Raw genomic sequence first — 25,255 nt, 5'->3', positions numbered from 1 at the left:
CCACCGTCGCTCATCGGGGGCTCAGGCGTGAGGTGGCGGCTCTCTCCGAGGGGCGGGGGTCCTCTTCCTCGGCCACGATCCTGACCTGGACGGAGCCGTTCGGATGACGTCGGACCCGGGCCCGCTCGCACTCGTTCTCCGTCTCCGGGGGTCGGGGGTCCTTCGAGGCGACCGTGGCCGGGGACTCGTCGGAACGCACCGCTTCGCCCTCGTCGACCGTCTCTTCGGTCGTGCTCCTTCGCTCGGCCCTTCCTCTCGCGGGGAGAAGGTCGCGCACTCGCACGCCCTTCTCCCGGAAGAGCAGGGTGGACAGGACGGCGACCACCAGGATGGTCACCGTTCCGCCGATCACGAAGCTGACCCGTGGGCCGAACGTGTCGGCGAGCATGCCCACCACCGGTGCGCCGATGGGTGCCACGCCCATGAACACCAGCAGGAACATGCTCATGGCCCGACCACGCATCTGCGGGTCCACACTGAGCTGGAAGGTGGCGTTGAGCGTGGTCACGTAGGTCATGAAGGCCATGCCCATGGGCACCAGGACCAGGATGAACGGCACGTAGCCGGGCATGAGACCCGCGACCACCTGGCTGGCGCCGAAGACCATCGACCCGATGAGCACGAGCCTGAGTCGGGGGCGCTCGCGGCGGGCCGCCAACAGGGCGCCCGCCAACGCGCCGATGGCCAGGAAGGCCGCGGCCACGCCGAAGGCGTCGGCCCCGGTCTCGAACACGTTGTTGACCACCAGCGCGATCTGGTTCTGGCTGTTGGCTCCGAAGAACTGGGTGGAGGCGGCCAGGATCAGCAGGAGGACGAGGTCCCGTCTGCCGCCGATGTAGCGCAGGCCCTCACGGATCTGTCCCTTGCCCCGCGGTGCCCGCTCGGGGGTGTTGAGCTCCGCGACGCGGATCATCGTCAGGGCGAGGATGGTGAACCCGAACGAGGCTCCGTTGATGAGGAAGACCGGACCGCTGCCGAAGGCCGCGATGAGCAGCCCCGCGATGGCGGGTCCGGTGACCCGGCCCAGCTGGAAGCTCGCGCTGTTGAGCGCGATGGCGTTGGACAGGTCGTCGCGTCCGACCATCTCCGGAACGAAGGCCTGGCGCGCGGGGTTGTCGAGCACGGTGATCATGCCGAGCCCGAAGGCGAACAGGTACACGTGCCACACCTGCGCCGCCCCGGCCGTGGCCAGGATCCCCAGTCCCACGGCCAACACGCCCATGGCGCTCTGGGTGAAGGTCAGCAGCCTGCGCTTGTCCAGGCGGTCGACCAGCGCACCGCCCCACAGCCCGAAGAAGAGCATGGGCAGGAACTGGAGGGCGGTGGTCATGCCCAACGCGATGCCACTGCCGCCACTGAGCTGGAGGACCAGCCAGTCCTGGGCGATGCGCTGCATCCACGTGCCCGGGTTGGACAGCAGTTGCCCGAGGGCGTACAGCCGGTAGTTACGGTTCGACAACGAGCGGAACATGGTGGGAAGCCGCATCAGTCCCCTTCCTCGGGTCCATGGGAAGGGACCGGCTCGGTCCCTGACCGACCACTGCGGGGGTGACGGATCGGACGAAAAAGTAAACGGCGTTGACTCATCATGAGGGTCAACGCCGTTCACCACCCCGGGAATTCCCGGGGAGCGGGAAGGTGACGCATCACCCGTTCGGAGCCCCGCTCCCCGTCCCCCCGGGTCAGGGCCTCAGCCGATCAGGGCGTAGATCGGCGCCTCGGCGAAGTGGATCAGGAACACCACCGAGATCAGCCACAGCAGGGGGTGGACCTGACGTCCCTTGCCCAACACCAGACTGACGAAGGCGTAGGTCAGCAGGCCGAAGCCGATGCCGTTGGCGATCGAGTAGGTGAAGGGCATCATGATGATGGCCATGAAGGAGGCCAGACCCAGGGCCGGGTCCTTGAAGTCGATGCCCGTGACCTGGGTCATCATCATGAATCCCACGATCACCAGCACCGGCGTGGCCGCTTCGAAGGGCACCAGGGTCACCAGCGGGGTGAACAGGGTGGCCAGCATCATCATGGCGCCGGTGACGATCGGCGCGATACCGGTGCGGGCGCCCTCACCGACGCCCGCGGCGGACTCGGCGTAGAGGGTGGCCACCGAGGACGAGGCCACACCGCCGAGGACGGTGCCGAGGGAGTCGGCGGCCAGTACCTCGCGCGTGCCCTCGATGTTGCCGTCCTCGTCGGCCAGACCGCCCTGGTGGGCGACACCGACCATGGTGCCCATGGTGTCGAAGAAGTCGGCCAGCAGCAGCGTGAAGATCAGCATGATCACGGTGGCCAGGCCGACGTCGGACCAGCGGTCGAACAGGTTGAAGCCGCCGTCGGCGAACAGACCGATGAGTGAGAAGTCGGGGGCCGCGATCAGATCGGTGGCACCGGTCGGCAGGGTCGGAACGGTCAGGCTCCAGCCCAGGCGGTTGTCACCGCCGCCGAGCGCCACCTCCACCGCGATGGCCGCGATGGTCGAGACGAGGATGCCCAGCAGCATGGCGCCCCGCACCTTGCGCACGTACAAGGCGATGGTGACCAGCAGACCGATGACGAAGATCAGGATGGGCCAGCCCTGGAGCCCGCCGTTGCCGAGCTGGACCGGGGTGCCCTCGCCCGCCTGGACGAAGCCGGCGTTGACGAGGCCGATCAGGGCCAGGAACAGACCCACGCCGACCGCGATGGCGATCTTCAGGCCGGGCGGGATCGCGATGAAGACCGCGGTGCGGAACCCGGTGAGCACCAGGATCAGCAGGACCACGCCCTCGATGATGATCAGCAGGAAGACGTCGGCCCAGGGCATGAGGGGCGCGATGCCGTAGGCGACCACCGCGTTGAGGCCCATGCCCGCGGCGATGGCGAAGGGGTAGCGGCTGACCACGCCCATGAGCAGACATGAGATCGCCGCGACCAAGGCGGTGACCGCGGCGACCTCGGGGATACCCAGGGTCTCGCCGTTGACGTCCTCGGCCGTACCGATGATCAACGGGTTGAGGACGACGATGTAGGCCATGGCGAAGAAGGTCGCCATGCCGCCGCGGATCTCGGTGCCGAGGGTGGAGCCGCGCTCGGAGATACGGAAGTAGCGATCGAGGGGCCCGGTCGGGCGTTCGCTCGTGCTACTGGGGGATGAACTTGGAGAATTCACTTCGACAGCCTGACCTGGTCGTGTTATTGGGCAACAAGGACTTTGCGCCAGATTAGTTGCATCTTCGCACAACATCCGCCCTGTGGCTCACACCGCATTTCAGAGAAAACACCATAGGATCGGATGGTCCGACCAGGGGATGTGACGAACCTGTCTTCGGCGGACCCGGTGATTCCGAGCACACAGTCCTTCCTGGTCGGCGAGCGGATAGCCTGGGGGCGTGCGCAAACCTCGTCAGCCCGACCCGGACGTCCACGAGAGCGACTACCGCGTGCCCGCCTCGATCGGCACCCTGGCGTGGACGGTGGCACTCGTCGTCCTCCTCGCCATGGGAGACGACCTGCCCTCGTCCGAACGTTGGTGGATCGGGGTGTGCGTGACCGGGATCGCGCTGGGCGTGTTCGGCTTCCTCTACATCCCGCGTCTGCTGCGCAAGCGTCCCGCGTCCGCCGCGCCTCCCTCCGATACCCACTGAGCCCGACGAGGACCGACCGGCACGGCACATCCCTCCTGCCCGATAATGGGCGGGTGTCTGAGACGAAATTCCCTCGCGGCCTGGCCGAGCGACTCCGTGGCATCCTCGTCGACGCCGACTACACGGTGTCCGGCGTCCGTGACCGACTCGGCGACGCCGCCGCACGGGCGTTGGCCCGCGAGGAGCTCGTGCCCGCGCTGCGCGCCACCGGCGGTGAGGAAAGGCTCGGGCTCCTGCTCCGCCTATGGTGGCTCCGCTCGCCCATTCCCGTCAAGGCCGCGCGCTCCATCCTGCCCGTGGACGAACTGGCCGAGGCCGGGCTGGTCACCGTGGAGGATGGAGCGCGCGGTCCCGTCGTACGGTCCCTGGTGCACCTCGGGCCCTGGGAGATGGAGGACGGCGGCGCCGGCTTCGTGGTCTCCGACCCCAAGGTGCGTCCCGGTAGCGGTGAGGTCCCTCGACACGATCACGTGGTCGGCGCGGGCGGGGCCTCCTCCACCCTCTCCCAGTTGATCGTGGACGGACCCGTCGGACGCGCACTGGACGTGGGCACCGGGTGCGGCGTGCAGGCCCTGCACCTGGCCTCACGGGCGCGCGAGGTGGTGGCCACGGATCTCAACCCGCGTGCGGTGCGCCTGGCCGGGATCAGTCTGGCGTTGTCCGGGGTGCCCGACGTCCGTCTGGAACAGGGGTCGCTGTACGAACCGGTCCGGGGAGAGCGGTTCGACCTCATCGTCTCCAACCCGCCGTTCGTGATCACCCCCGACTCCTCCCGGTACACCTACCGGGAGTCGGACCTGCCCGGCGACACCGTGTGCGCCGAACTGGTGCGACAGGCACCGGCGTACCTGACGGAGGGCGGCTGGTGCCAGATCCTGGCCAACTGGGTCCACTCCGACGGCGACGACTGGGAGGACCGGGTCGGCGGCTGGGTGACCGGGACGGGGTGCTCGGGCTGGGTGGTCCAACGCGACGTCCAGGACCCCGCGGAGTACGTGGAGCTGTGGCTGCGCGACTCCTGTGAGCACGGCACCCCCGAGTACACGCGCCGGTACGACGCCTGGCTGGACTATTTCGAGCGCGAGGGCATCAAGGGCATCGGCTTCGGGTGGATCAGCCTGCGCAACGACGTCGCCCAGGACGCGACCGTACGCGTGGAGGAACTGCGGCACGAGATCGAACAGCCCGTGGGCCCCTATCTGCCCGACGTGGTGGACGGGGCGATGACGGCGCTGCGGCTGACCGACGCGGCCCTGCTGTCCGCGCACGTGGCGCTCGCTCCGGGCGTGGTGGAGGAGCGCGTGGGACGTCCGGGCGCCCCCGACCCGGAGAAGATCGTGCTGCGCCAGCGCGGCGGCCTGCGGAGGGTCGCACGTGTGGGAACGGTCGAGGCAGCCCTGGCCGGGGTGTGCGACGGCACGATGCCGGTGGGTCCGCTGCTGGACGTGATCGCCGAACTGATCGGCGAGGACCCCGGGCAGGTACGGGAACGCGCTCCCGACGCGCTGCGCACGCTCATCTCGGAGGGGTTCTTCACGGTCGCCCGTTGACACCGGGGCCGCCGCGTGTCGGGCGGCCCCGGACGGGCCGGGGCCCCTCAGGTCCCCGAGGCGGACCCCTCCTCCGGAGTCGCGGTGTAGGCGGCTATGGTGCGTTCGGCCGCCGCGGCGGCCTCCTCCGGGTCGGCCCCCGCGGCGGCGTGCGCCCTGCCCCACAGGCGCCCGCTCAGCTCCATGAACCTGCGGGCCTCCTCCGAGGCGGCCCACTCCTGGGCCTCCGGCGGGACGTCGACCCCCGAGGACAGGTGCTGCCGCAGGCCGAGGAGCCCCATCTCCCAGCCGATCCCGGTGGCTCCGGGGCCGAACCGCGCCCAGAAGTCGTTCAAGGGCGCGAAGTGGGTCAGCGCGAAGCGGCTGCGGGTGTCCGACAACGCGGTCAGACGCACCTCCACCTCACTGACCTCGCCCCCGTACTCCCAGGTCACCCGGAAGGAACGCGGTGGGTCGCACCTGAGCACCCTGCCTCCGGCGTTGCCCTCCAGCTGGTAGGTCCCGCCCTCACGCAGCTCCCCCGTGATCGGAAGGAACCAGCGGGGGATGCGGTCGGCGTCGGTGCACGCGTCCCACAGGTCCTCCACGGGCACGTCGTACTCCTGGGTCACCGTGAGGGCGGCCTCGTCCTCGGATCCACGGAGCTCGACCGATCGGCCGACCCCCTCGATCTGCCGCTGGACGTCCATCGTGTGCTCCCCTGGTCATCGCTTCCGCTCCTCTTCGACGGAAGCCCGGCGTTGACGCCTTCCCCGGGCGAGCTCGGTCTCCAGCGCCATCAGGTGCGGCTCCCAACGCGCGGCGAAGCGCCGCAGCCAGGTGTCGACCTCCCGCAGCGGGGAGGGGTCGACCGCGTAGAGCCTACGGGTGCCCTCCTTGCGCACGGTGGCGAAGCCGTTCTCCCTGAGTACGCGCAGGTGCTGGGAGACGGCGGGCTGGGAGATGCCGAACTCGGCCCGTACGACCTCGGTCAGCTCACCGGAGGAGCGCTCACCATCGTTGAGCAGTTCCAGCAGGCGGCGTCGGACGGGGTCCCCGAGGACGTCGAAGGCGTGCATGACTCCACCATATAAGTTATCGGTTATATAAGCCAGGGGTGATACAAGGGATCAGTGGCCTTCCTCGGTGAAGACCACCTCCCCGGCTCCATGGGGCGCCTTGGTCTCCATGAGCGTGAAACCGGGCGTGTCCACGTGCACGGTGATCTCCGTGTCGCACTCCAGGCCCACGACGTGGCTCTCTCCCGGGGCGAACTCGCTCAGCCCCTCGGGCAACTGGACGCTGCACGAGGCCGACTGCTCCTGGTGGTCGAACTCGATGACGGGCCGGTAGCCGGAGAAGAACGGGGTCAGGCGTCCTCCCTCACTGTTGGGGTACATGGTGAGGTCCACGGTGATCTGCTCGTTCACCGCGTAGACGTACTCGGTGACCTCCTCCCGTCCCTCCTCCTCGGCCACGGAACCTCCGGACCCCTCCTCCACGGAACCGCCCGACTCGGGCGGAGGAGCGGAGCCCGGACCGTCGGGGGAGTCGGTCGAACAGCCCGTGGCCGCGAGCACCACGAGGAACAGGGCGACGGGAACGTTGCGCATGTGGGGGATCCTGCCTGTTGCGTTGTGACGGAAGGGGACACAGATACTGATGCCCCTGGAACCGACGAGGTTCCCTCGGGGAAGAGCCCCCTCCTGACGGGCCCCGCCCGGGGATAGTGTTCGGCTCATGGCCCGAATCGCCGAACTCGTCCACTACCCGGTCAAGGGCTGCGCGGGCACGCCCCTGCGCACCGCCGAGACCACGCCCGCCGGCATCACGCACGACCGCACGTTCATGGTGGTCGACGGTGACGGAGTCTTCCGTAGCCAGCGCGGCGACCCCCGCATGGCGCTCGTTCGCGCCGGCGTCGAGCCCGACGGCACCCGCCTACGCCTGGAGACCGACGGAATCGAGCCCATCGAGATCGAGGTGGACCCCGAGGGACCCCGTCTGGACGTGACGATGCACAGGAGACCCTTCACGGGGGTGGAACAGGGGAAGGAGGTCGCCGCGTGGCTGACCGAGGCGCTGGGCACGCCGAGCCGTCTGGTGCGGGTGCCCGACGACCATGACCGCCGTGTGGGCGGGATGACCCCGGGGACCAGCGCGTTCGCCGACGGCGCGGCCGTGCTGATGGCGTCCTCGTCCTCACTGGACCTGCTCAACGAGCGCATCCTCGCGCGCGGAGCCGCCCCCGTGCCGATCGACAGGTTCCGACCCAACATCGTGGTGTCGGGCTGGACCGAACCGCACACCGAGGACCGGGTCCGCCGGGTACGTGTGGGCGACACCGAACTGGGCTACGCCAAGGTGTGCATTCGGTGCGCGGTCACCACGGTGGACCAGCGACGCGGGATCAGGAGCGGACCCGAGCCACTGCGCACCCTCGCGGACTACCGTCGCGCCGACACCGGCGGCGTGTCCTTCGGAGCCAAGTTCGCCGTCACCCGGCCCGGGACCCTGGCGGTCGGCGACGCACTGGAGGTCACCGACTGGGGAGATCCGGAGGAGGGGCTGGGCGCCCGCCTGGCCGCCGCCCTGCTTGGATGAGGCGGTCCCGGTCAGTCGTCCAGGTCCGCCTCGGCCAGGAGACCGGCGGCGGAGGAGGGGTCGCGCAGGGCCGCGGCGAGCAGGTGCCGGCGGGACCATTGGCCGGCACGCCAGCACAGCGCGCGAGCCAACCCCTCGGGACCGGAGGCGTGCACCGAACCGTCGCCGACGTACCACTCCAGTTCCCTCCCGTCCACGGTGAGCGTCTGATGGTGCAGGTAGGTGCGATCGGGCTCGCCGGCGGGGTCGAGGAAGAGATCGGCCTCGTCGGGAACCGGGAGGATCCGCCCGGCCGAGCCGATCTGGCCGTCGACGGTCTCGCTCGCCATGTCGAGATCGAGCACGTCGGCCAGATCCTCGACGACACCGGCGGGGGCCAGTACCAGCGCCCGGTCCTCCACCAGGGGCAGCAGGTCCGGTGAGTCCACCACCACGGTGTCCTCGGCGTCGGCCACCACGATCGCGCCGCCCCGCACCGCGCGCACCCGGGTCGGCGGGGTGACCAGGTCGGCGTCCACCGCGGCGAGGGCGGTCCAGATCCTGCGCAGCGCCGTGCGGTCCACGTGGCGGGCCGGATCAGCGAGCCGGCCGAGCAGGTCGTCGGGCCCGTCGGGATCGGCCATCAGATCGTCCAGGGTGGTGCGCACGCCCAGCGCACGGGCGAATTCGAGGTCGACGTCGACGGACACCTGGTCGTACAGACCGGTCAACGCGGGATCGGCGTCGGCGGTGCGCAGTCCGACGGGTGCGCTGTCACCGAGCAGGGCGTGCGCGCGCAACCACCAGGCGGTGTAGGAGGGCACGTCCACCACCCGACCGTCGGGAGTCAGCACCCGGGCCGGGGAGGTGACCGTCTCACGGAGCGGTCCCCTCGCGAGCATGGCCAGGGCCCGGGACCACTGATCGTCGGCCACGTACTCCAGGTCGACCACGCACACCAACTCGGGTACGACCGGCGGCAACTCGGGGTCCCCGACCCGTTCGAGCACCTCCTCGACCCATTCCTCCAGGCCGTCCGGACCGCCCTCCCCCGGGGTCCCGTCGAAGACCGCGACCAGATCGTCGCCGAGCGCGGCGTCCTCGGCCCGAACCGCCGTCAACTCCCACAGGGCGCCGACCGCGCGCAGCGCCTCGGCTCCGTACCTGTCGACGAGGTCGGCGTGCACGGTGCCGAAGGGGGCGTCGTCCACCAGCAGATCGGCCAGAGGCGCGCCGGGCACGAGGAGTTCGGCGGCGATCGAGTAACCGTCCTCGTCGTCGCGCAGGGCCAGTTCGGACAGCCAGGGGGCATCGGCGACGGTCGTTCCCGACGCCGAGACCAGGTCCAGGACCGCCTCCGCCACGATCTCGGGATCGTCGGCGTCCAGCGAGCCGCGCACCGCGGCCTCGGTGCGCGGGTCGGACAGAATGGTGGCGGCTCCGGCCTCCACCGCGCCGAGCCGGTTCAGGAGCGGGTGGACGGCGTCGGGGTGGACGACGCGCACACCGAGAGCGGACAGGCTCTCGGGAGAGAGCCGCTCGCCCCGGGCGTCCCCGATCTCGGCCCAGTCCTCACCGGGAACGAGCAGGGAGCGGGGCCCTCGCACGAGGCGTCCGTCGGCGAGCGGAACCGGAAGTGCCCCGAGCTCGTCGAGACCGGCGCCCCCGCCCGCCGCCTCTTCGAGCGCCGCGTAGAGGGCCGCCCACCAGTGCGGCGGCCTGTCGATGTCGGCCAGCAGGTCGGCGACGTCGGCCAGGCCGATGCGGTGGACCCGCAGCGCGGCCAGAGCGGGATGGCGGGGACCCCAGGCTCCGGGGAGCAGGTGCGGCACGAGTTCGGACAGGACCGCGGTCAGGTTCTCCGTCCCGCCGGACCCTCCCGTGTCGAGCAGCACGGCCTCACGCGGGGCCACGGGCGCTCCGGTGACGGTGGTCAGGAAGGGGGTCTCCTGGAGGGGCTCGGCGACGCGGGTACGGAAGACGGCGTCGACGGCGCCGCCTCCCACACGGGTGGCGGGCACCAGGTCCAGGGCGGCGCGGGCGTCGAAACGGCGCAGCAACGCGCAGTAGGCGTCGGCGGCCTCCATGAGCAGCAGGTCCGTGGCCGCCCCCGGCTGAACGGTGCGGCGGTCACTGGCGAGCGGAAAGGTGCCGATGAGGACGGCGGGCAGGTCGAGCCCGGTGTCGCTGGGCGTGGGCGCGTGGACCACGGCCTCCACGTCGGCGGGGAGCTCGGCGACCGTGCCGTCCTCGCCCACGGGGACGGCCCAGGTCAGCGACCACGAGACACGCTCCCGTTCTTCGAGGGGGCGGTCGGCGAGCAGCTCGGGCTCGAAGTCGCCCGATCGGCTGAGGACGCGCCAGGAGGTGACCCGGGAGCCCCGCGGACCCTGCTGGCCGGTGATCAGGTCGGCCGCTCCGGTGGTCTCCTCCCGGGTGAGGACGCGTTCGGTGCCCTCCACGTCCACACGGACCTCGGCGAGGCCGGGCAGGGCCAGGAGGAGCGCTTCCCCGGTACGTTCCAGGAGCCGCCGCGCCCGGTCGCGGGCGGAGTCGTCGCGCAGTACCAGGGTGACGACGGTGTCGTAGTCGGCGTCTCCCTCGCTGTGCGCGGGGAAGGGCAGGCGCAACATGGGCACGTGCCCCGAGCGGCGCGCGACCTCCTCGGCGAGGTCGCCGTGGGTGCCCTCCTGGTCGAGCAGTCCCTCGACGGCGGCACGCGCGGCCTCGGCGCTGAAGCGGACGGCGGAGCCACCGGAGTCGATGGTGACGTCGTCGCTGAGCGCCGCCACGGCGGAGAAGCCGACACCGAAGCGCCCGGCGGTGCCGTGTTCGTCTCGTTTGGTGGAGGCTCGCAGCGTGGACAGCGACTCCACGCCCTCGGACGTCAACGGGGCGCCGGTGTTGGCGGCGGTCAGCCGATGGCCGGCCAGGGCCAGGCGCAGTCGTCCCCGAACGCCCGCGCGAAGGGCCGCGTCGGCGGCGTTCTGCGCGAGTTCGACCACGACCCGGTCACGGTAACCGCCGAGCGCGAGGTCCTCCTCCGCGTTGGCGTCCTCCCGGAACCGGGCGGGCGCATCGGCCCACGCGGCGAGTACGCGCCGACGTAGTTCGGCGGTGTTGTGGGGATCGGCCACCGGAACGGTCAGCGGTTCGGCCATGGCGTTCTCCTCCTGCGCTGCGGGCGAGGCCCGGCACGGTGCACCCGGGGGGATGTCACCGACACTAGTCCCCCAGGGGACCGAAGGCCGACCGTACGGCGCGACGACGTGCTCAGGAGTCGGAGGAGATCAGTTCGAGTTCGGCCGTGTCGTCGAAGACGATGTGGTCGTAACCCATCTCGTCGATGACCGGACCGACCGGTTCACTACGCGCCTCGGGTCGACGCACCTCGGAGTGGGCTCCGCATCCGTGGTCGAGGGAGACCACCTTACCGTCGTCGGGCGCGTACTCGTTGGCGCACACACCGAACATCTGACGTAGCCCACCGGCCAGGGGGGTCATGAATCCACAGGTCGCGCAGCGCGCGGGCGCGGCGGCGGCGATCGGGCTGTAGGGTCCGGCGTCGCCGTTGTACCAACGTTCGGCCGCTCGCTCCCGCCCCGTCTCGGAGAGGACCTGGCGTCGTCCCAGGCCCGGCTCCCACAGCATCTGGCGGTCGGTGCCCTCGTCCTCCAGTTCGTTTCCGGGGACCTGGGCGTGACCGGGGACGAGCCGCTCGTCGTCCTCCTCGGTGGGGAGCAGGTCGCCCACGCCGAGGTCACCCGGACGCAGCCGATCCTTCCAGGGGAGCCACTCGGGCGCGACGAGGGCGCCCTCCCCGGGCAACAGGACGGCCTCGTTGACCGTGACCCTCTTGGCGCGTGCGGCGCGGACCACGGTGACGGCGTAGTTCCATCCCGGATACGAGGGGTCCAGGCAGGTGAAGTAGTGGGTTACCAGGCGTGTGTCCTCGACGTGGGGGGTGAGGTGTTCGCCCACCCACTCGGGTCGCCCGATCTCGGCAGCCGACGACCGGGCCAGTTCCACCGCCTCGATACACGCCTTGTCCGGTACAGGAGAACGTCGAGAAGGTCTCACGTCTCCCATTCTCACTGATCTCAAGCACCGATTTGACCACAACGAGGGTCAAGGTTCGCCCGATACCCCCGCCTTCGGCCACGTCCTCCGAGGGCTCCGCTCCACTTCGCCCTGTTCGGACGCCCCCGGAAGGGGGGCTCCGGCACCTACGAGGCGTCGGTTCGTGCCCGCGAACCGGCTTCCCCTGTCCTCGGGCGGCCGGGAGCGTCCGAACGGCGTCCTCCTCGGGCACCGCTCCGTCCTCGGTGCGTGTTCGTACGCCCGAGGACGGAGGGACCCCGACGCCGGGACGATCCCGGGCGGTTCCGGAGAACGGCCCTGTCGGACCGTGCGGGATCAGGTCTTCGAGGTCGAGGGCGCAGGCGCCGTTCAGGCCTCCAGATCGTCGGCGACCGCCCTCAACACCGCGGCCGTCTTGGCGGCCTCCCGACGTTCGGGGTGCCGTCCTCGGCGATAACCGTTGGACAGGCCTTCCAGGAGTTTGATGAGGTCCTCGGTGATGATCACCATCTCGTCGGGCTTCTTCCGCCTCGCCTTGACCACCGAGTGCTGGGTGTCCAGGAGTTTGACCTGGAGTGCCTGCGCACCCCTGCGTCCCTCGGCCACGCCGAACTCGACCCGCTGGCCGGGGCGTAGCGACGTGGTGCCTGCGGGAAGCGAGGAGGAGTGCACGAACACCTCACCGCCGTCATCACGAGTGAGGAAGCCGAAACCCTTTTCGCCGTCGTACCACTTGACCTTGCCGGTGGGCACCTGGTGACCTCATGCTTTCAGTGACGTGCGCCCGGAACGGCGACCGGGAGGGCGCGGTGGGTGCGCGCTTCCCGCCCGTTCCCCGAGCGCCCCTGGTTTCCATGGGTACCTCCAAGGTAGTACCAGGGACCTGGGCGCGCGAAGGTGTGACCGTCTCCTCGCGTCGTGCGCGGTGTGCGCACACGTGGGCATGAAACGAGGCCCGGATACGGATCACCCGGGCCTCGCGTCGGAGGCGGCCCCTCACCGCTGGGTGCGGAGTGTGGGACGGGAACTCGGCGGAGATCAGGGGCCGTCCCGACGGTGTGCGGTGCCCGGACTGGACGCCGGGTCGCCTGTACCTGTGCGGCCTCCTCCACGGGGAGGAGACGGTGTACCGCCATGACTACCCGCATCCGTGTGTGCGGACCCGCCGGAACGGGCCGATCGGAAAAGGTTATTCCCCAGCGTTTGCCAAGCAATGACCGAAGGGGACGTGTGCGGGGCGGAAACGGCCTCCCGGGGACGTGCGCAGGTCCGCGGGGTCAGACACGGTCGCCTCGTGCCGGGGCGCCCTCAGAACCCCCTCGGGGTCTCGGCGTCCTCCATGGCCCGCGCCGAGCGCAGGGCCCTGGCGTAGAGGTGGACCGCGCACCCCAGGGAGGCCGCACCGAGGCCGATGACGCCGGTGGCGCTCAGGGACTCCTGGATGTACTGGTCGATGAATCTGGCCTCGCCCGTCCACAGGGTCATGCCGAGCACACAGGCCGCCAGGGGCAGGCCCACGCCGATCCACTTGTCCCGCGTCCTCCACACCGAACTGAGCAGGATCAGTGCGGCGCCGAGCACCCAGAGGAACGACAGGCCCCACCACCAGGGGACCGCCGCCAGGAGCAGCAGGAGGGCCACTGCCTCGGCCGGGGCGCGGCGAACCAGGATGACCGGGCCGTGCAAAAGACCCGGACCGCGCTCGTCCCCTCGATCCTCCGTCCCTCGTCCTCGGACGCGCAGCTCCGTCCGGCCGGGGCCCTCCACCAGGGACAGCAGGCCACGACTGGGTCCGCCCCGCCAGGGCGGTGGCGGCCGGTCGGCGTGGTGGGGCCTGGGCGGAAGCAACTCGGCGTCCTCGATGTCGAGGTCGCGGCCGTCGAGCTCCCGTTCCACAAGGTCGCCGGGGGTCCCCAGTCCCCGGAGGATGCCCCGGACGGTCTCCACGTCGTCCCTGCCCGCGGCGGCTCGTCGCGCCTCGATGCGCGCACGCACATCCGTGAGGTAGGCGGTACGTTCCCTCGCGGTCATACGACCGTGCAGCACCAGACCGACCTCGGACAGATAATCGAGTACCAATTGTTCCGAGCGCTGGGTCATGCCCCCATAGTGGCCCATCGGGATCCGGCTTTTCAGCCCTCTTTCCGATTTCGGTCATCGAATCGGCTTCGAATACGGTCTGCGATCGCGTGGCCGAGGAGAGTGGTGGGAACGGGTCCGGCCCGGGCGAACATCGGGCCGAGAATCGCTTAGCGTTGACCTCGATGACCGACAACGCACAGTCCGACGAACACGAACCGGGCGCGGAAACCGCCTCCGGCCGTCCTCCCACGTTCACCTCCTGGCTGCGCGGTCGGTCGGACACCGAACTCACCACGCTGCTGCGTGCCCGTCCCGACCTGGCGCGGCCGGTACCGGCCGACATCGGCGCGCTCGCCTCCCGGGCCACCAGCCGCAACGCGGTGTTGCGGACTCTGGAGCGTCTGGACCGGTTCACCCTCCAGGTTCTGGAGGCGGTGGTGGCGCTCGGCGACGACCGCCTGTCCGAGCCCGTGGGGGTGGTGGCCTCCGACCTGTCCCAGGCGCTCGGTCTGACACCGGTACCCGCCGAGGACCCCCTCGACCGCGCCGTGGAGCGCCTGCTGGAGCTGGCCTTGATCTGGCCCGATCGAGGACGCCTGCGTCCCGTGCAGGTGCTGCGGGACCTGCTCCCCGCTCCCGCACGGCTGGGCCCTCCTGCCCGCGTGCTCTTGGCCGCGCTCCCGTACGAGGCCGTCAGGAGGCTCGCCGACGACCTCTCCCCCGGGAGCACGGCGGACACCCCGGTCGAGACCGTCGCCTCGCTCCTGGCCGTCCCCGCACGGGTGGCGGAACTGGTCGAGGAGGCCGGCGCCGACCCGCGAGCCCGCAGGCTGTTGGACGGCATGACGTGGGGGCCGCCCCATGGGACCGTCGCCGACGCCCGTCGTGGGGTCACCCTGGCCGACGCGGTCTCGCCGGTCGACGCGCTCATCGCCCGGGCCCTGCTCCTGCCCAGTGGAGACGACACCCTGACGCTGCCGCGCGAAGTGGGCCTGTTCCTTCGCTCGGGCCTGCTGTTCCGCGAGGTCACCACCGACCCACCACCCCTCTCCGGTACGGGCAACCCTTCGGAGGCCGTCACCCGCGCGGCCGCGGGGCAGGCGTTCACCGTGCTGCGGTCCGTGGAGGAGCTGCTGGAGGAGTGGTCTCGTGAACCGGCCGCCGTGCTGCGCAACGGCGGACTGGGCGTGCGCGACCTGCGCCGCGCGGCGCGGACGATGGACACCGACGAGTCCACCGCGGCGTTGTTCGTCGAGGTCGCGTACGCCGCCGGGTTGTTGGGCACCGATGACCGGCTCGGGGGAGAGTGGCTGCCCACCCGCCGGTACGACCTGTGGAGGGAGAGTCCTGCCGAGCGTCGCTGGCTACGCCTGGCGTCGGCGTGGCTCGGGTCGGACAGGGTGGCGTCGCTGACGGGCTCACGGGACGCGGGCGGTCGGACGCGCAACGCGCTCGGCCCCGGCCTGGTACGGCCGTCCGCTCCCCAGGCCCGCCGTGACCTGTTGGAGGAGCTGGGCACCGCGGAGCCGGGCCTGGCACCGCGGCCCGACTCGCTGTTCGCTCGCCTGACCTGGCGCCGGCCGCGTCGTTGGTCACCGGTCTACGCGGAGCTGTTGAAGGCCGCCTCCGAGGAGGCACGGGAGCTCGGTCTGACCGGGCGCGGGGCGCTGGCCGACCACGTCAGGCCGCTGTTGGAGGACGACGAGGACGCCGCGGCGCGCGTCCTGGCCCGTGAACTGCCCAGGCCGCTCGACTACGTGCTGGTGCAGGGCGACCTGACGGCGGTGGCGCCCGGGCCCCTGGTGACCGGGTTGGCTCGGGAACTGGCCCTGGTCGCCGACGTGGAGTCCACCGGCGGGGCCACCGTGTACCGGTTCACCGAGGGGTCGGTGCGCCGGGCCCTGGACGCCGGCCGTGGCGTCGACGACGTCACCACCCTGCTCGAACGGCATTCGCGCACCCCGCTCCCCCAGGCACTGCGCTACCTGATCTCGGACGTGGGGCGACGGCACGGGCGACTGCGCGCGGGCTCGGCGTCGAGTTACCTGCGATGTGACGAACCGGCGCTGCTGGAGGAGTTGGTCGGCGACCGGCGGACCGAGGATCTGGGGTTGTTGCGGCTGGCCCCCACCGTGGTGGCGAGTCGGTCGACCCGGTCGGTGCTGGTGGAGCGGCTGAGGCGGTTGGGTTACCACCCGGTGCCCGAGGGCGGCGACGGCCTGATGCGGTTGAGCCGCCCGGAGGTGCGGCGCGCCGACCCCGTCGACGCGCCTTCGACGGCGGAGGGGGACGCCCCCTCCCGTGACATGGCGGAGGCCGCGGTGCGCGCCCTGCGGGCCGGTGACGAGGCCTCCACCGTGGCGCGCAGACCGATCCCCCTGCCCGGAGACGGCCCGGGCTCGCGTTCGGCCGCGGTGCTGGAGGTCCTCACGGACGCGGCCCGCGAGGGGCGCAGGGTGTGGATCGGCTACACCGACACCGACGGCCGTCAGGTGAGCCGGATCGTGGAGCCCTCGGCCGTGGACGGAGGCTTCCTGACCGCCTATGACGCCACACGGGCGGCCGTTCACAGGTTCGCCGTGCACCGGGTGACCGCCGTGGCCGAACTGGCCTCGGAGCCGCCAGAGGGATGAGGGATCGGCCGCGCCGTGGACGCCTCCCGTCGTCCACGGTCCGTTTCGGGGACCGGCCGGTTAGGGTGGGGGCGAGTTGGTCGCCCACCGACAGCGAGAGAATCCCCATGAGCAACGCATCGCTGCCCCCCGGAGCCTCCTCCCCCCGTGAGCGCGGGCATGAGGGCTCCACGGACTCCGAACGCGATCGCGACGAAAGGCGTGGGGGCGAGCGCGGGGAACTCCGGGCCTCGGGTGGCTCCAGCAGCTCCACGATGGCCCTGGTCCTGCACGCACTGACGTTCCTGTGCTGCGCCAACTGGCTCTTCGGCATCGCCGGGATCGTGTTCGCGGTGCGCGCCGCGCACGCCCGCGACCGTGGACGTCCGGACCAGGCCGAGACCCTCACCCGCTATTCCTGGTACTGCCTGGGCGCGGCGGGGGTGATGGTCTTCGTGATGCTGGTATTGACCTTCGTGATGTTCACGCAAGCGGGTTCGTGGATCCAGGGGATCGTGCCGGTCACCAACTACTGAGCGGTGTTTGGCGGGTCGGCCCGCCGGGCACCGCGTCTGGACGGGGCGGGAACGGGTGCGTCGGTGGACGACGGAAAGGCGGCACGAGCGGTGATGAACGGGGGGAACGGGCCGAGGGCCTTCTGGGAGAGGGAGCCCGGCTCCACTCGCCGCTCCATGCCGTCGGGGCCACCCGCCACCCCGACCAGGCGTCCGGAGCCGGCGGAACCATGGAGGGCGTCCGTGCCCCCGCCCCTCGACCCGCTCGGTCCCTCGCAGGCGCCTCCGCCCGCCGAACCCCCGGCGAGGGTGGGCGGCGCCGTGGCCGCACTGGTGGTGGCGGTCCTGACGGTGGTCGGCCCCGGTCTGATGATCTACCTGGGTTTCTGGTTCTTCTTGCTGGCGGTGAACCTGCCCGGCATCGGCTTCGGCATCGCGACGCTGACGAAGCTCCCCGATCGGGCGGAGGTGGAGCGGTACATCCGCTACACCTGGGCCTGTACCTTCATCTACGTCGCCCTGTTCGTGGTGTTCGTCATCCCTGTGGCGGTTCTGTTCATGATGGTGCTCTTCCTCTCCCATTGAACGGATTCCTCCCAATGCTCTCGGCGCCGGCGCTCGGAAAAGACCGACCCCGAGAAGCACCGTCACGCGCACTCCCGCCCTGGTGAACTCCTGGCGCCCCTCGGCGCCCCGGGCGGAGGAAACCGGGCTCCGGACCCAGGGCCCTCCGCTCGGGCATGATCGGGGCTCCGAACGCGTTGCACCTGTGGCCGTCCCCTCCTCGCGAGATTGAAGGTCCTGTGTCCTGCCTGATCGTCCAGTCCGACAAGACGCTGCTGCTCGAAGTCGACCACGAGCTCGCCGACGAGTGCCGCCAGGCCATCGCTCCCTTCGCCGAACTGGAGCGCGCCCCCGAACACGTGCACACCTACCGGATCACCCCGCTGGCGCTGTGGAACTCCCGCGCCGCCGGACACGACGCCGAGCAGGTGGTGGACGCGCTGATCCGGTTCTCCAAGTTCCCCGTGCCGCACTCGCTGCTGGTGGACGTCGCCGAGACGATGGACCGCTACGGACGGCTGCGGATCGTCGGCGATCCCCTGCACGGGCTGGTCCTGCGCTCCTCCGACCGCGCCGTGCTGGAGGAGGTCGTCCGCGCCAAGAAGCTCAAGGGCATGCTGGGCGAACGGTTGGACGAGGACTCCGTCGCCGTACACCCCAGCGAGCGCGGAAACCTCAAGCAGGCGCTGTTGAAGATCGGCTGGCCCGCCGAGGACCTGGCCGGATACGTGGACGGCGAGGCACACCGCATCGACCTGGTCCAGGAGGGCTGGGAGCTGCGCCGCTACCAGCGGGAGGCGGCCGAGAGCTTCCACGCGGGCGGATCGGGCGTGGTGGTGCTCCCCTGTGGTGCGGGAAAGACCGTGGTCGGCGCCGCCGCGATGGCCATGACCGGCGCGACCACCCTCATCCTGGTGACCAACACCGTGTCCGTGCACCAGTGGAAGGCCGAGCTGCTGCGGCGCACCTCCCTGACCGAGGACGAGATCGGCGAGTACTCGGGGACCCGTAAGGAGATCCGGCCGGTCACGATCGCGACCTACCAGGTGATGGCGGCCCGACGCAAGGGCGTGTACACGCACCTGGAGCTGTTCGACGCCCGTGACTGGGGCCTGGTGGTCTACGACGAGGTGCACCTGCTGCCCGCGCCGATCTTCCGCATGACGGCCGGTCTCCAGGCACGACGCCGCCTGGGTCTGACCGCGACCCTGGTGCGCGAGGACGGCCGCGAGGGCGACGTGTTCTCGCTGATCGGCCCCAAGCGCTACGACGCCCCGTGGAAGGACATGGAGAACCAGGGCTGGATCGCCCCGGCCGACTGCGTGGAGGTCCGGGTGGACCTGTCGGAGTCCGAACGGCTGGCGTACGCGACCGCCGAACCGGAGGACCGCTACCGCTTCTGTGCCTCCTCCGAGACCAAGACGTCCGTGGTACGGGAGATCGTGGAGCGTCACTCCGAGGACCAGGTACTGGTGATCGGCTCCTACATCGACCAGCTGGACGAGCTGGGCGAGTCGTTGGACGCCCCGGTGATCAAGGGCGAGACACGCAACAAGGAGCGCGAGCGCCTGTTCGACGCCTTCCGCGCCGGCGACCTGCGCACCCTGGTGGTCTCCAAGGTCGCCAACTTCTCCATCGACCTGCCCGAGGCCGGTGTCGCGGTACAGGTGTCGGGTTCCTTCGGCTCACGGCAGGAGGAGGCCCAGCGACTGGGCCGGGTGCTGCGTCCCAAGTCCGACGGCCGCGCCGCCCGCTTCTACGCCGTGGTGGCCCGGGACACCCTCGACCAGGAGTACGCCGCGCACCGCCAGCGGTTCCTGGCCGAACAGGGGTACGCCTACCGGATCGCCGACGCCGCCGACCTGTTGTCGGGCGAGGAGCTCTGACTCCCGTGGCGGGAGGTGGGGACGGCCGACACCGGTCGTCAGGAGGGCCTCTCCGCCGAAGGTGAGCCGGACGGCGTCCGCGATCCGGCTCACCTCCCTCATACGGAGGGCAGACTGCCCATGACGTAGGTACCGGCCGCGATCCCCCAGGCCACGAGCGAGTAGGTGAGGGTGCGCATGCGCAACATCCGGTCGCCGCGCACCGACGGCGCGGCGAAGGCGGCCACCAGCAGTGCCATGCCGAGCAGGGCGGGGATGGCGGAGGCGAGGGCGAAGAGCTGGGTCTGAGCGGCGCACGCGCTGTAGCCAGGAGTGCCGGGATCCCCACAGAACACGTCATCCCCCGATCGTTCGGTGCCGGCTGGTTCCCCCCGACCGTACCGTTTCGTCAGGGGAGGGGCGTCCAGGAGCCCGATCCGGTCGCATGCGCGCCCTTCCCGGATTCATCGCGACGTCGTCCGCAGGCGTCCCGGCCAAGGCTCCCCCGCACAGGCCGGCGAGCGGAACAGAATCCTCTTTTCGGGCGGCCGATGCCAGGACCCTCCTTTACACGGATCCCCTGCGCGTCCAATCATGAGGGCACGGCAGCTTCCCAGGAGGTCCCCTCATGCCCCACACTCCCGCGTCCGAGAACCCCCTCTCCACCGACGCCCCCGCCACCCCTTCCTCCCCCACCGGGCGACGCACGGGTTTCCACTCCCTCCGACGAGGCGGTCTGAACTGGGAGTCGCTTCCGCTCAGGCTCTTCACCAAGGGCAACGCCAGGTTCTGGGATCCGGCGGACATCGACCTGAGCCGGGACGCCGAGGACTGGAAGGAACTGGAGGAGGAGGCCCGCACACGCGTCCTGCGGCTGTGCGCCTTCTTCGTGGCGGGTGAGGAGGCGGTCACCGAGGACATCCAGCCCTTCGTCCGGGCGATGGCCGCGGAAGGACGACTGGGGGACGAGATGTACCTGACCCAGTTCGCGTTCGAGGAGGCCAGACACGTCCAGGCGTTCCGGTTGTGGCTGGACGCGCTCGGAGTCCACGAGGACCTGCACGAGTACGTCGACACCAACCCCGGCTACCGGAGGCTGTTCTACGAGGAACTGCCGGAGTCGTTGGAGAGACTGTCGCAGGACCCCGGCCCCCGCAACCAGGTGCGCGCCTCGGTGACCTACAACCACATCATCGAGGGCTCGCTGGCCCTGACCGGATACCACGCCTGGAACCACCTGTGCACCGCACGCGACATCTTCCCGGGCATGCGGGAGATCGTCCGGCGCATCGGCGACGACGAGCGCCGCCACATGGCGTGGGGCACCTTCACCTGCCGACGCCACGTCGCCGCCGACGACGCCAACTGGGACGTGGTGCGGCAACGGCTGGACGAACTGCTGCCACACGTGACGACCATGGTCGAGCACGGCGAGCAACCCTCGGACGACCCCCGCACCCGACGCTACGAACTGCCGCCGGGGGAGCTGGTCCGGTACGCGGGGGACCGTGCGCTGCGCCGTCTGGGCGCGATCGAGTCCGCGCGCGGGGTTCCGGTGTCCCGGATCGACCTGGACACCGCCCCGGAGGAACTGGAGGAGCAGTTCGGGGAGGAGGACCGGAGGGCCATGAGCGGGGTGAACGTCGAGGAGTGAGGATTCCGTGCCCTCCGGCCGCCCGCCCCGGGAGGCGGCCGGAGGGCGTGGGACCGCGAGGGAGGCGGTCCCGGTCAGAGCGCGGCCTCCGCCTCCAGGCGATCGTTTCGCCATGCCTCGGGACGTCCGCGCTCGGCCTCCAGGGCGATCCGACCGAAGGGCTCGGTCCCCCGCCCGTCTTCCCGGCGATGGTCGGCGTAGAGGATCTCGCCGTCGCGGGAGAGCACGTAGACCGAGTCCGCCAACCGGTGGGTCTCCAGGAACTCCACCGTGTTGGGCACCCCCAGGTAGAGACGGTCGTGACGGGCCTCGGAGACCCACCTGCCGAAGCCCTGGTGGGCGCGCTCCCGCGCGTGGCGGTCGACGATCGCGAAACGGCTGTTGGAGGCGTGGGTGGCCACGAAGGCGACCTCGACCCTGTAGCCGGCGTCGCGGAACCCCTCCACCCAGGAGGCCGCCTGATCGGCGCGGCCGAGGGAAGGGCAGCACACCACGTCGACCCGGCCCGCGCGCAGGTGTTCCATGGCCAGGTCGTGCAGTCCGCCGACCTGCCCGAGCAGGGAACGGGAGGCGGCCCGGTCGTCGGCGGCCATCGCCCACTCGTAGTCGGGGGCCAAGCGCAACAGGTCGTCATCGTCGTAGCCGACCGTGCCTTCGGGCAGCAGGGGCAGGAGAAGCCTCTGCAACGTGGACTTGCCCGCTCCCGGCTGGCCGCCCAGGAGCAGCACGCGGGGATGTTCGCGGGCCGGTCCGGTGAGCCGGTCGCGCAGCGCCAGGTCGAACAGGGCGATCGACTCCGCCTTCGTCACGCTCCTGCCCGGATCCTCGGGGGTGGCGCCGTCGCGGACGCGTAGCGGCTCGGAGCGCAGGGCGGTGATGACCTCGGGCAGCGTGCGGCCGACCTCCTCGACCTCGTCGAGGGGCAGGAAGGGCAGACGCGCCTCCTCCGCCAGGAGCGCGGCGGCCTTCCCGCGAAGCCCGGGGCGGGTCTCGGCACGGCTCAGGCAGGCGCCGATGGCCGCGCTGTACAGGGTGTGGGCCCGCTCACGGGCCTCTCTGTCGGAGGGGGTCCGTGGGGGGATCCCGCCACGGACCCCCTCCTCCAGGAGCGGTCCGGGAGCCCTCCCCGCCGCGCGTGAAACCGCCATACCGTCCACCCCTCCGGAACCGGTCCGTCGTCGCCGACATCAGGAGGCTAGTACGCCGGCCCCGGCGGGGTGGGGGGTTTCACCGCGTTGGCCGAAGACGGTCAGGCGTGGAGCGGGGAGGGCACCGGGCGGCGGAGGTCGGGACCCGTCCGCCCGCCCGGTGGCCGGGGCCGGTCAGGCCGCGGAGCAGGACACCTCGGGTGTGCCGTTGGCGCCGCCGCTCGTTCCCATGAAGCCGAACTCGGTACTGGCACCGGCGTCGAGGACGCCGTTCCAGCCCACGTCGGTCGCGGTGACCCGGGACCCGCTGGTGGAGATGTCGGCGTTCCACCCCTGGGTGATGCTCTGTCCGTCGTTGTAGGTCCACGTGACGGTCCAGCCGGTGAGGGCGGAGTCCGCGGTGACCGTCACCGTCGCCTGGAAGCCGCCGTTCCACTCGTTGACGATCCTGTACTCGGCCGTGCAGCCCTCGTCTCCCACCGGAGGCTCACCGGGCTCGTCGGGTTCGGTGGGCTCGCCCCCCGGGTCGGGGTGTTCGGGGGCGTTGACCGCCATGTCGTAGGCGGCCTGCGGCACGAACTGGCCGGCGGGGGCGATGCAACCGTCGGCCTCGCCCGGCAGCTTGGTCCAGATGAAGGCGTCGATCAACGGGTTGCCTGTGGCGGTGGTGCTGGCACGGCCGATCATCCGTCCCGGCGGGTCGCACCACTCGCCGTCGGGGGCGGGGCCGTTGCCGTTGCGGCTGGTGTCGATCACCGCTTTGAGTCCGGGCACACCGGTGGCGGCGATGACGGCCTCGGCGAAGGCGACCTCGTCGGCGGTCCAGTTGTAGTTGGAGGTGTTGGTGGCGATGCCGTGGGCGCTGCCCGCGATGTCGGCGCCGTTGAGCAGGGCGGCGGCGGCCTGCGGGGTCAGCCAGGCCGAGTGGCCGATGTCGAAGTAGACCCTGGCCTGGGAGGAACCGGCCTTGAGCGCCTTGCCCGCGTGGGCCATGGAGTCCAGGAGAGCGGACGGGTCACTGCACCCGCTCACCAGGGGGAGGGCGTCGGGCTCCAGGACGATGGTGGCCGCCCGGCCGTTCAGCCCTGCGGCGACCTCCTCGACCCAGGCGCGGTAGGCGTCGTGGCTGGGCGCCCCACCACCGCTGTGGTTTCCGCAGTCACGACCGGGGATGTTGTAGACCACGAGGATGGGGGTCTTGCCCTGGGCGTCGGCGGCGCTGACCACCGCGTCGACCTCGGCGCGGACGGTGCCGGGATTGTGTCGGGTGAACCAGGTGGCCTGGGCGACCGAGGCGATGCGGTCACGGATGACGTCGGCCCTGGGGTCGTTGGGGTTCTCCCGAACCCAGTTGGCCGCGGACGTGTCGGGACTGACGTAGAACTCGGACCCGTCGGCCGCGGCGGGCGACGCGCCGAGCAGCGCCGCTCCCGTGGCCAGGGCCACTAGGGAGCCCAGAACGGCTCCGATGGCTGTGCGTGTGCGGGACATGAGTCTTCCTCCGTTGGGTGGTTCCCCCCTGTCGTGCTTCCGGGGTCCCTGGGCGGGGGGTGGGGACCCCGGGCCTGGGAGCGCTCCCAAGCGCCGCCAGGTTACCCTGTGGAGTTCTCCGCACCCAGAGGGGTAACGACTCTTTTTTCCAAAGGTGACCTCCGCATCCCGACATAGGGTGGTCGCATGTCCGCCGTCTCTTCCTCCTCCGCCCCCGTCATCGACGCCCTGGCCTGGGTCCACGTGCGCCAGGGGCGCCTGTTGTGCGTCCGCACCACCGGAGTCGACCTGTACTACCTGCCCGGCGGCAAACGCGAACCCGGGGAGAGCGACGAGGCCGCCGTGGCGAGGGAGGCCCGGGAGGAGGTCAGCGTCCACCTGAGACCGGACACGATCCGACGTGTCGCGGTGATCGAGGAGGAGGCGCACGCGCAGGCACCGGGCACCCGGGTGCGCCTGTCGTGCCACACCGCCGAGTACGACGGCGAGATCGCGGTCGACAACGAGATCGCCGACCTGGCGTGGATCGGTTTCGCCGAACGGGAACGCTGCGCGCCGGCCGTACGACGTCTCATCGAGCTGCTGCACGCCGAGGGCACCGTCCTTTGAACCCGTTCCGGGGCGTCCACCGTTCTTCCCGAGAGCCCCTCGGCAACGGAGACCGCCCCACCCGGGGCTCCGGGATGGCGAGAGAGCGGCGCTTCGCAGAAGCGTGGCCGTGCGCGCCCTGGGGTGGTGACGGTCTATGCCCGTATGACCGGACGGGTCAAGGACACCGTCCGGTCGTAGGGGCTACTGGTCCTTCTCGTCCCGCCGAGGCGAGCCGCCGCACACGCCACCGGTGAACAGTCCCGGCCCGGCCTCGGGGTGGGTGGTGCGGACCCAGGCCAGGTAGGCGCCCTGGCGTTCCACCGCTTCCTGTTCGGCGGGGGTGAGCGGCCGGTCGGCCGACGTGGCACCCGGCCGTAGCCTGCGTCGTGGGGTCACCGTGGGGTCCCCTTCCTGGGGAGCGGGACCGGTGGATGGCCGGTGTGGCGGTGAAGATCGGCCTCCAGTTGGGCGGGGTGGGTTCCACGTGGGAGCGCCAACGAGCACGCCGGTCGTGGGCGGTGGCCACCCAGTAGGTACCGGTCCAGGCGATGCGGTGGGTGCTTCCCCAGGCCTGGTGGAGCCGGGCCAGCACGGCTTGGGGTGCCTCCCACCGGTAACCGGTCACGTCCACGTGCACACCGTCGTGCCCGGCCTCCTCCACACACACCCGGCGTCGGGCGCATGTGTTGAGGGCGCTTTCCCCGCACGGGGGCGGGATCACCGGTCGCGGGTCGGGGATCATCACGCCGCCTCCAGACGGTGGAGGCCGGCCAGTACGGCGTGCAGTACATCCAGGCCAGGGCCGGCGGGGCGGGGGGTCGCGTAGCTGCGGACGCGGGACGCGCGGCGGGGGCGGGGCCAGCGCGTGGGGGATCCGGCACGCCAGCGCACATACGCCAGCTCAGTCGTGTTCAGGTA

22 protein-coding genes are annotated in these 25,255 nt (G+C 71.0%); 9 read left to right on the top strand and 13 right to left on the bottom strand.

All coding sequences use genetic code 11. The features are described from left to right. Positions 1-10: 10 nt before the first annotated feature. Both PFX91_RS04980 and PFX91_RS04975 read right to left on the bottom strand, forming a co-directional pair. Positions 11-1,486 carry an MFS transporter gene (locus tag PFX91_RS04980; RefSeq protein WP_285729745.1) on the bottom strand — a complete coding sequence of 492 codons (1,476 nt, stop codon included), beginning with the start codon at positions 1,484-1,486 and terminating at the stop codon, positions 11-13. Positions 1,487-1,690: 204 nt separating this feature from the next. Continuing rightward, positions 1,691-3,148: an NCS2 family permease gene (locus PFX91_RS04975; protein ID WP_285729744.1), complete on the bottom strand. Its 1,458-nt coding sequence runs from the start codon at positions 3,146-3,148 to the stop codon at positions 1,691-1,693. Between the two features lie 220 nt (positions 3,149-3,368). On the opposite strand from PFX91_RS04975, the gene PFX91_RS04970 reads away from it, so the two are divergent. Beyond that, positions 3,369-3,623, top strand: coding sequence for a DUF2530 domain-containing protein (locus PFX91_RS04970; protein WP_285729743.1), 255 nt, complete (start codon positions 3,369-3,371; stop codon positions 3,621-3,623). Positions 3,624-3,676: 53 nt separating this feature from the next. Further along, complete coding sequence (locus PFX91_RS04965) at positions 3,677-5,173, top strand: DUF7059 domain-containing protein (RefSeq protein ID WP_285729742.1); 1,497 nt, start codon at positions 3,677-3,679, stop codon at positions 5,171-5,173. A 47-nt stretch (positions 5,174-5,220) separates the two neighbouring features. On the opposite strand, the gene PFX91_RS04960 is transcribed toward PFX91_RS04965, so the two are convergent. The 3 genes from PFX91_RS04960 to PFX91_RS04950 are packed head-to-tail and all read right to left on the bottom strand — an operon-like array spanning position 5,221 to position 6,765. After that, positions 5,221-5,862, bottom strand: coding sequence for an SRPBCC family protein (locus tag PFX91_RS04960; protein WP_285729741.1), 642 nt, complete (start codon positions 5,860-5,862; stop codon positions 5,221-5,223). Positions 5,863-5,877: 15 nt separating this feature from the next. Beyond that, positions 5,878-6,231 (bottom strand): ArsR/SmtB family transcription factor, encoded by a 354-nt coding sequence (locus PFX91_RS04955; RefSeq protein WP_285729739.1) that lies wholly within the window; start codon positions 6,229-6,231, stop codon positions 5,878-5,880. Between the two features lie 51 nt (positions 6,232-6,282). Further along, positions 6,283-6,765: a hypothetical protein gene (locus PFX91_RS04950; RefSeq protein WP_285729737.1), complete on the bottom strand. Its 483-nt coding sequence runs from the start codon at positions 6,763-6,765 to the stop codon at positions 6,283-6,285. A 127-nt stretch (positions 6,766-6,892) separates the two neighbouring features. Here PFX91_RS04950 and PFX91_RS04945 point away from each other — a divergent pair, with 127 nt between their 5' ends. Beyond that, positions 6,893-7,756, top strand: coding sequence for an MOSC domain-containing protein (locus PFX91_RS04945; protein WP_285729735.1), 864 nt, complete (start codon positions 6,893-6,895; stop codon positions 7,754-7,756). Between the two features lie 11 nt (positions 7,757-7,767). On the opposite strand, the gene PFX91_RS04940 is transcribed toward PFX91_RS04945, so the two are convergent. From PFX91_RS04940 to PFX91_RS04925, 4 genes are all read right to left on the bottom strand, one after another. Continuing rightward, on the bottom strand, positions 7,768-10,896 hold the full coding sequence (locus tag PFX91_RS04940) for a sacsin N-terminal ATP-binding-like domain-containing protein (protein ID WP_285729734.1): 3,129 nt from the start codon (positions 10,894-10,896) through the stop codon (positions 7,768-7,770). A 112-nt stretch (positions 10,897-11,008) separates the two neighbouring features. After that, positions 11,009-11,764: a DUF3027 domain-containing protein gene (locus tag PFX91_RS04935; protein ID WP_285730078.1), complete on the bottom strand. Its 756-nt coding sequence runs from the start codon at positions 11,762-11,764 to the stop codon at positions 11,009-11,011. Between the two features lie 420 nt (positions 11,765-12,184). Then, positions 12,185-12,568, bottom strand: coding sequence for a cold-shock protein (locus PFX91_RS04930; RefSeq protein ID WP_285729732.1), 384 nt, complete (start codon positions 12,566-12,568; stop codon positions 12,185-12,187). A gap of 555 nt (positions 12,569-13,123) precedes the next feature. Further along, complete coding sequence (locus tag PFX91_RS04925; protein ID WP_285729731.1) at positions 13,124-13,915, bottom strand: hypothetical protein; 792 nt, start codon at positions 13,913-13,915, stop codon at positions 13,124-13,126. A 164-nt stretch (positions 13,916-14,079) separates the two neighbouring features. Between PFX91_RS04925 and PFX91_RS04920 the strand changes: the two genes are divergently transcribed. From PFX91_RS04920 to PFX91_RS04905, 4 genes are all read left to right on the top strand, one after another. Then, the gene (locus PFX91_RS04920) at positions 14,080-16,530 is read left to right on the top strand and encodes a helicase-associated domain-containing protein (protein ID WP_285729729.1); all 2,451 of its coding nucleotides are present in this window, start codon (positions 14,080-14,082) and stop codon (positions 16,528-16,530) included. 107 nt (positions 16,531-16,637) lie between these two features. Beyond that, positions 16,638-17,045, top strand: coding sequence for a CD225/dispanin family protein (locus tag PFX91_RS04915; RefSeq protein ID WP_285729727.1), 408 nt, complete (start codon positions 16,638-16,640; stop codon positions 17,043-17,045). A gap of 222 nt (positions 17,046-17,267) precedes the next feature. Further along, positions 17,268-17,609 carry a hypothetical protein gene (locus PFX91_RS04910; protein ID WP_352231628.1) on the top strand — a complete coding sequence of 114 codons (342 nt, stop codon included), beginning with the start codon at positions 17,268-17,270 and terminating at the stop codon, positions 17,607-17,609. A 218-nt stretch (positions 17,610-17,827) separates the two neighbouring features. Continuing rightward, a complete protein-coding gene (locus PFX91_RS04905) occupies positions 17,828-19,474 on the top strand; it encodes a DNA repair helicase XPB (RefSeq protein ID WP_285729725.1) in 1,647 nt (548 codons plus the stop codon). 98 nt (positions 19,475-19,572) lie between these two features. On the opposite strand, the gene PFX91_RS04900 is transcribed toward PFX91_RS04905, so the two are convergent. Further along, a complete protein-coding gene (locus PFX91_RS04900) occupies positions 19,573-19,809 on the bottom strand; it encodes a hypothetical protein (RefSeq protein ID WP_285729723.1) in 237 nt (78 codons plus the stop codon). A 272-nt stretch (positions 19,810-20,081) separates the two neighbouring features. Between PFX91_RS04900 and PFX91_RS04895 the strand changes: the two genes are divergently transcribed. Then, positions 20,082-21,107, top strand: coding sequence for a R2-like ligand-binding oxidase (locus PFX91_RS04895; RefSeq protein WP_285729721.1), 1,026 nt, complete (start codon positions 20,082-20,084; stop codon positions 21,105-21,107). A gap of 74 nt (positions 21,108-21,181) precedes the next feature. On the opposite strand, the gene PFX91_RS04890 is transcribed toward PFX91_RS04895, so the two are convergent. Beyond that, positions 21,182-22,255 carry a zeta toxin family protein gene (locus PFX91_RS04890; RefSeq protein ID WP_285729719.1) on the bottom strand — a complete coding sequence of 358 codons (1,074 nt, stop codon included), beginning with the start codon at positions 22,253-22,255 and terminating at the stop codon, positions 21,182-21,184. A 174-nt stretch (positions 22,256-22,429) separates the two neighbouring features. Next, positions 22,430-23,746 carry a glycoside hydrolase family 6 protein gene (locus tag PFX91_RS04885; RefSeq protein WP_285729718.1) on the bottom strand — a complete coding sequence of 439 codons (1,317 nt, stop codon included), beginning with the start codon at positions 23,744-23,746 and terminating at the stop codon, positions 22,430-22,432. 186 nt (positions 23,747-23,932) lie between these two features. Here PFX91_RS04885 and PFX91_RS04880 point away from each other — a divergent pair, with 186 nt between their 5' ends. Continuing rightward, positions 23,933-24,355: an NUDIX hydrolase gene (locus PFX91_RS04880; protein ID WP_285729716.1), complete on the top strand. Its 423-nt coding sequence runs from the start codon at positions 23,933-23,935 to the stop codon at positions 24,353-24,355. A 183-nt stretch (positions 24,356-24,538) separates the two neighbouring features. On the opposite strand, the gene PFX91_RS04875 is transcribed toward PFX91_RS04880, so the two are convergent. After that, positions 24,539-24,733, bottom strand: coding sequence for a hypothetical protein (locus tag PFX91_RS04875; protein WP_285729715.1), 195 nt, complete (start codon positions 24,731-24,733; stop codon positions 24,539-24,541). Positions 24,734-25,255: the final 522 nt, after the last annotated feature.

Origin of the sequence: Nocardiopsis sp. ATB16-24 (genome assembly GCF_030271535.1) — a bacterium.
Classification (GTDB): domain Bacteria; phylum Actinomycetota; class Actinomycetes; order Streptosporangiales; family Streptosporangiaceae; genus Nocardiopsis.
This window is presented reverse-complemented; position numbering and strand designations above follow the sequence as displayed.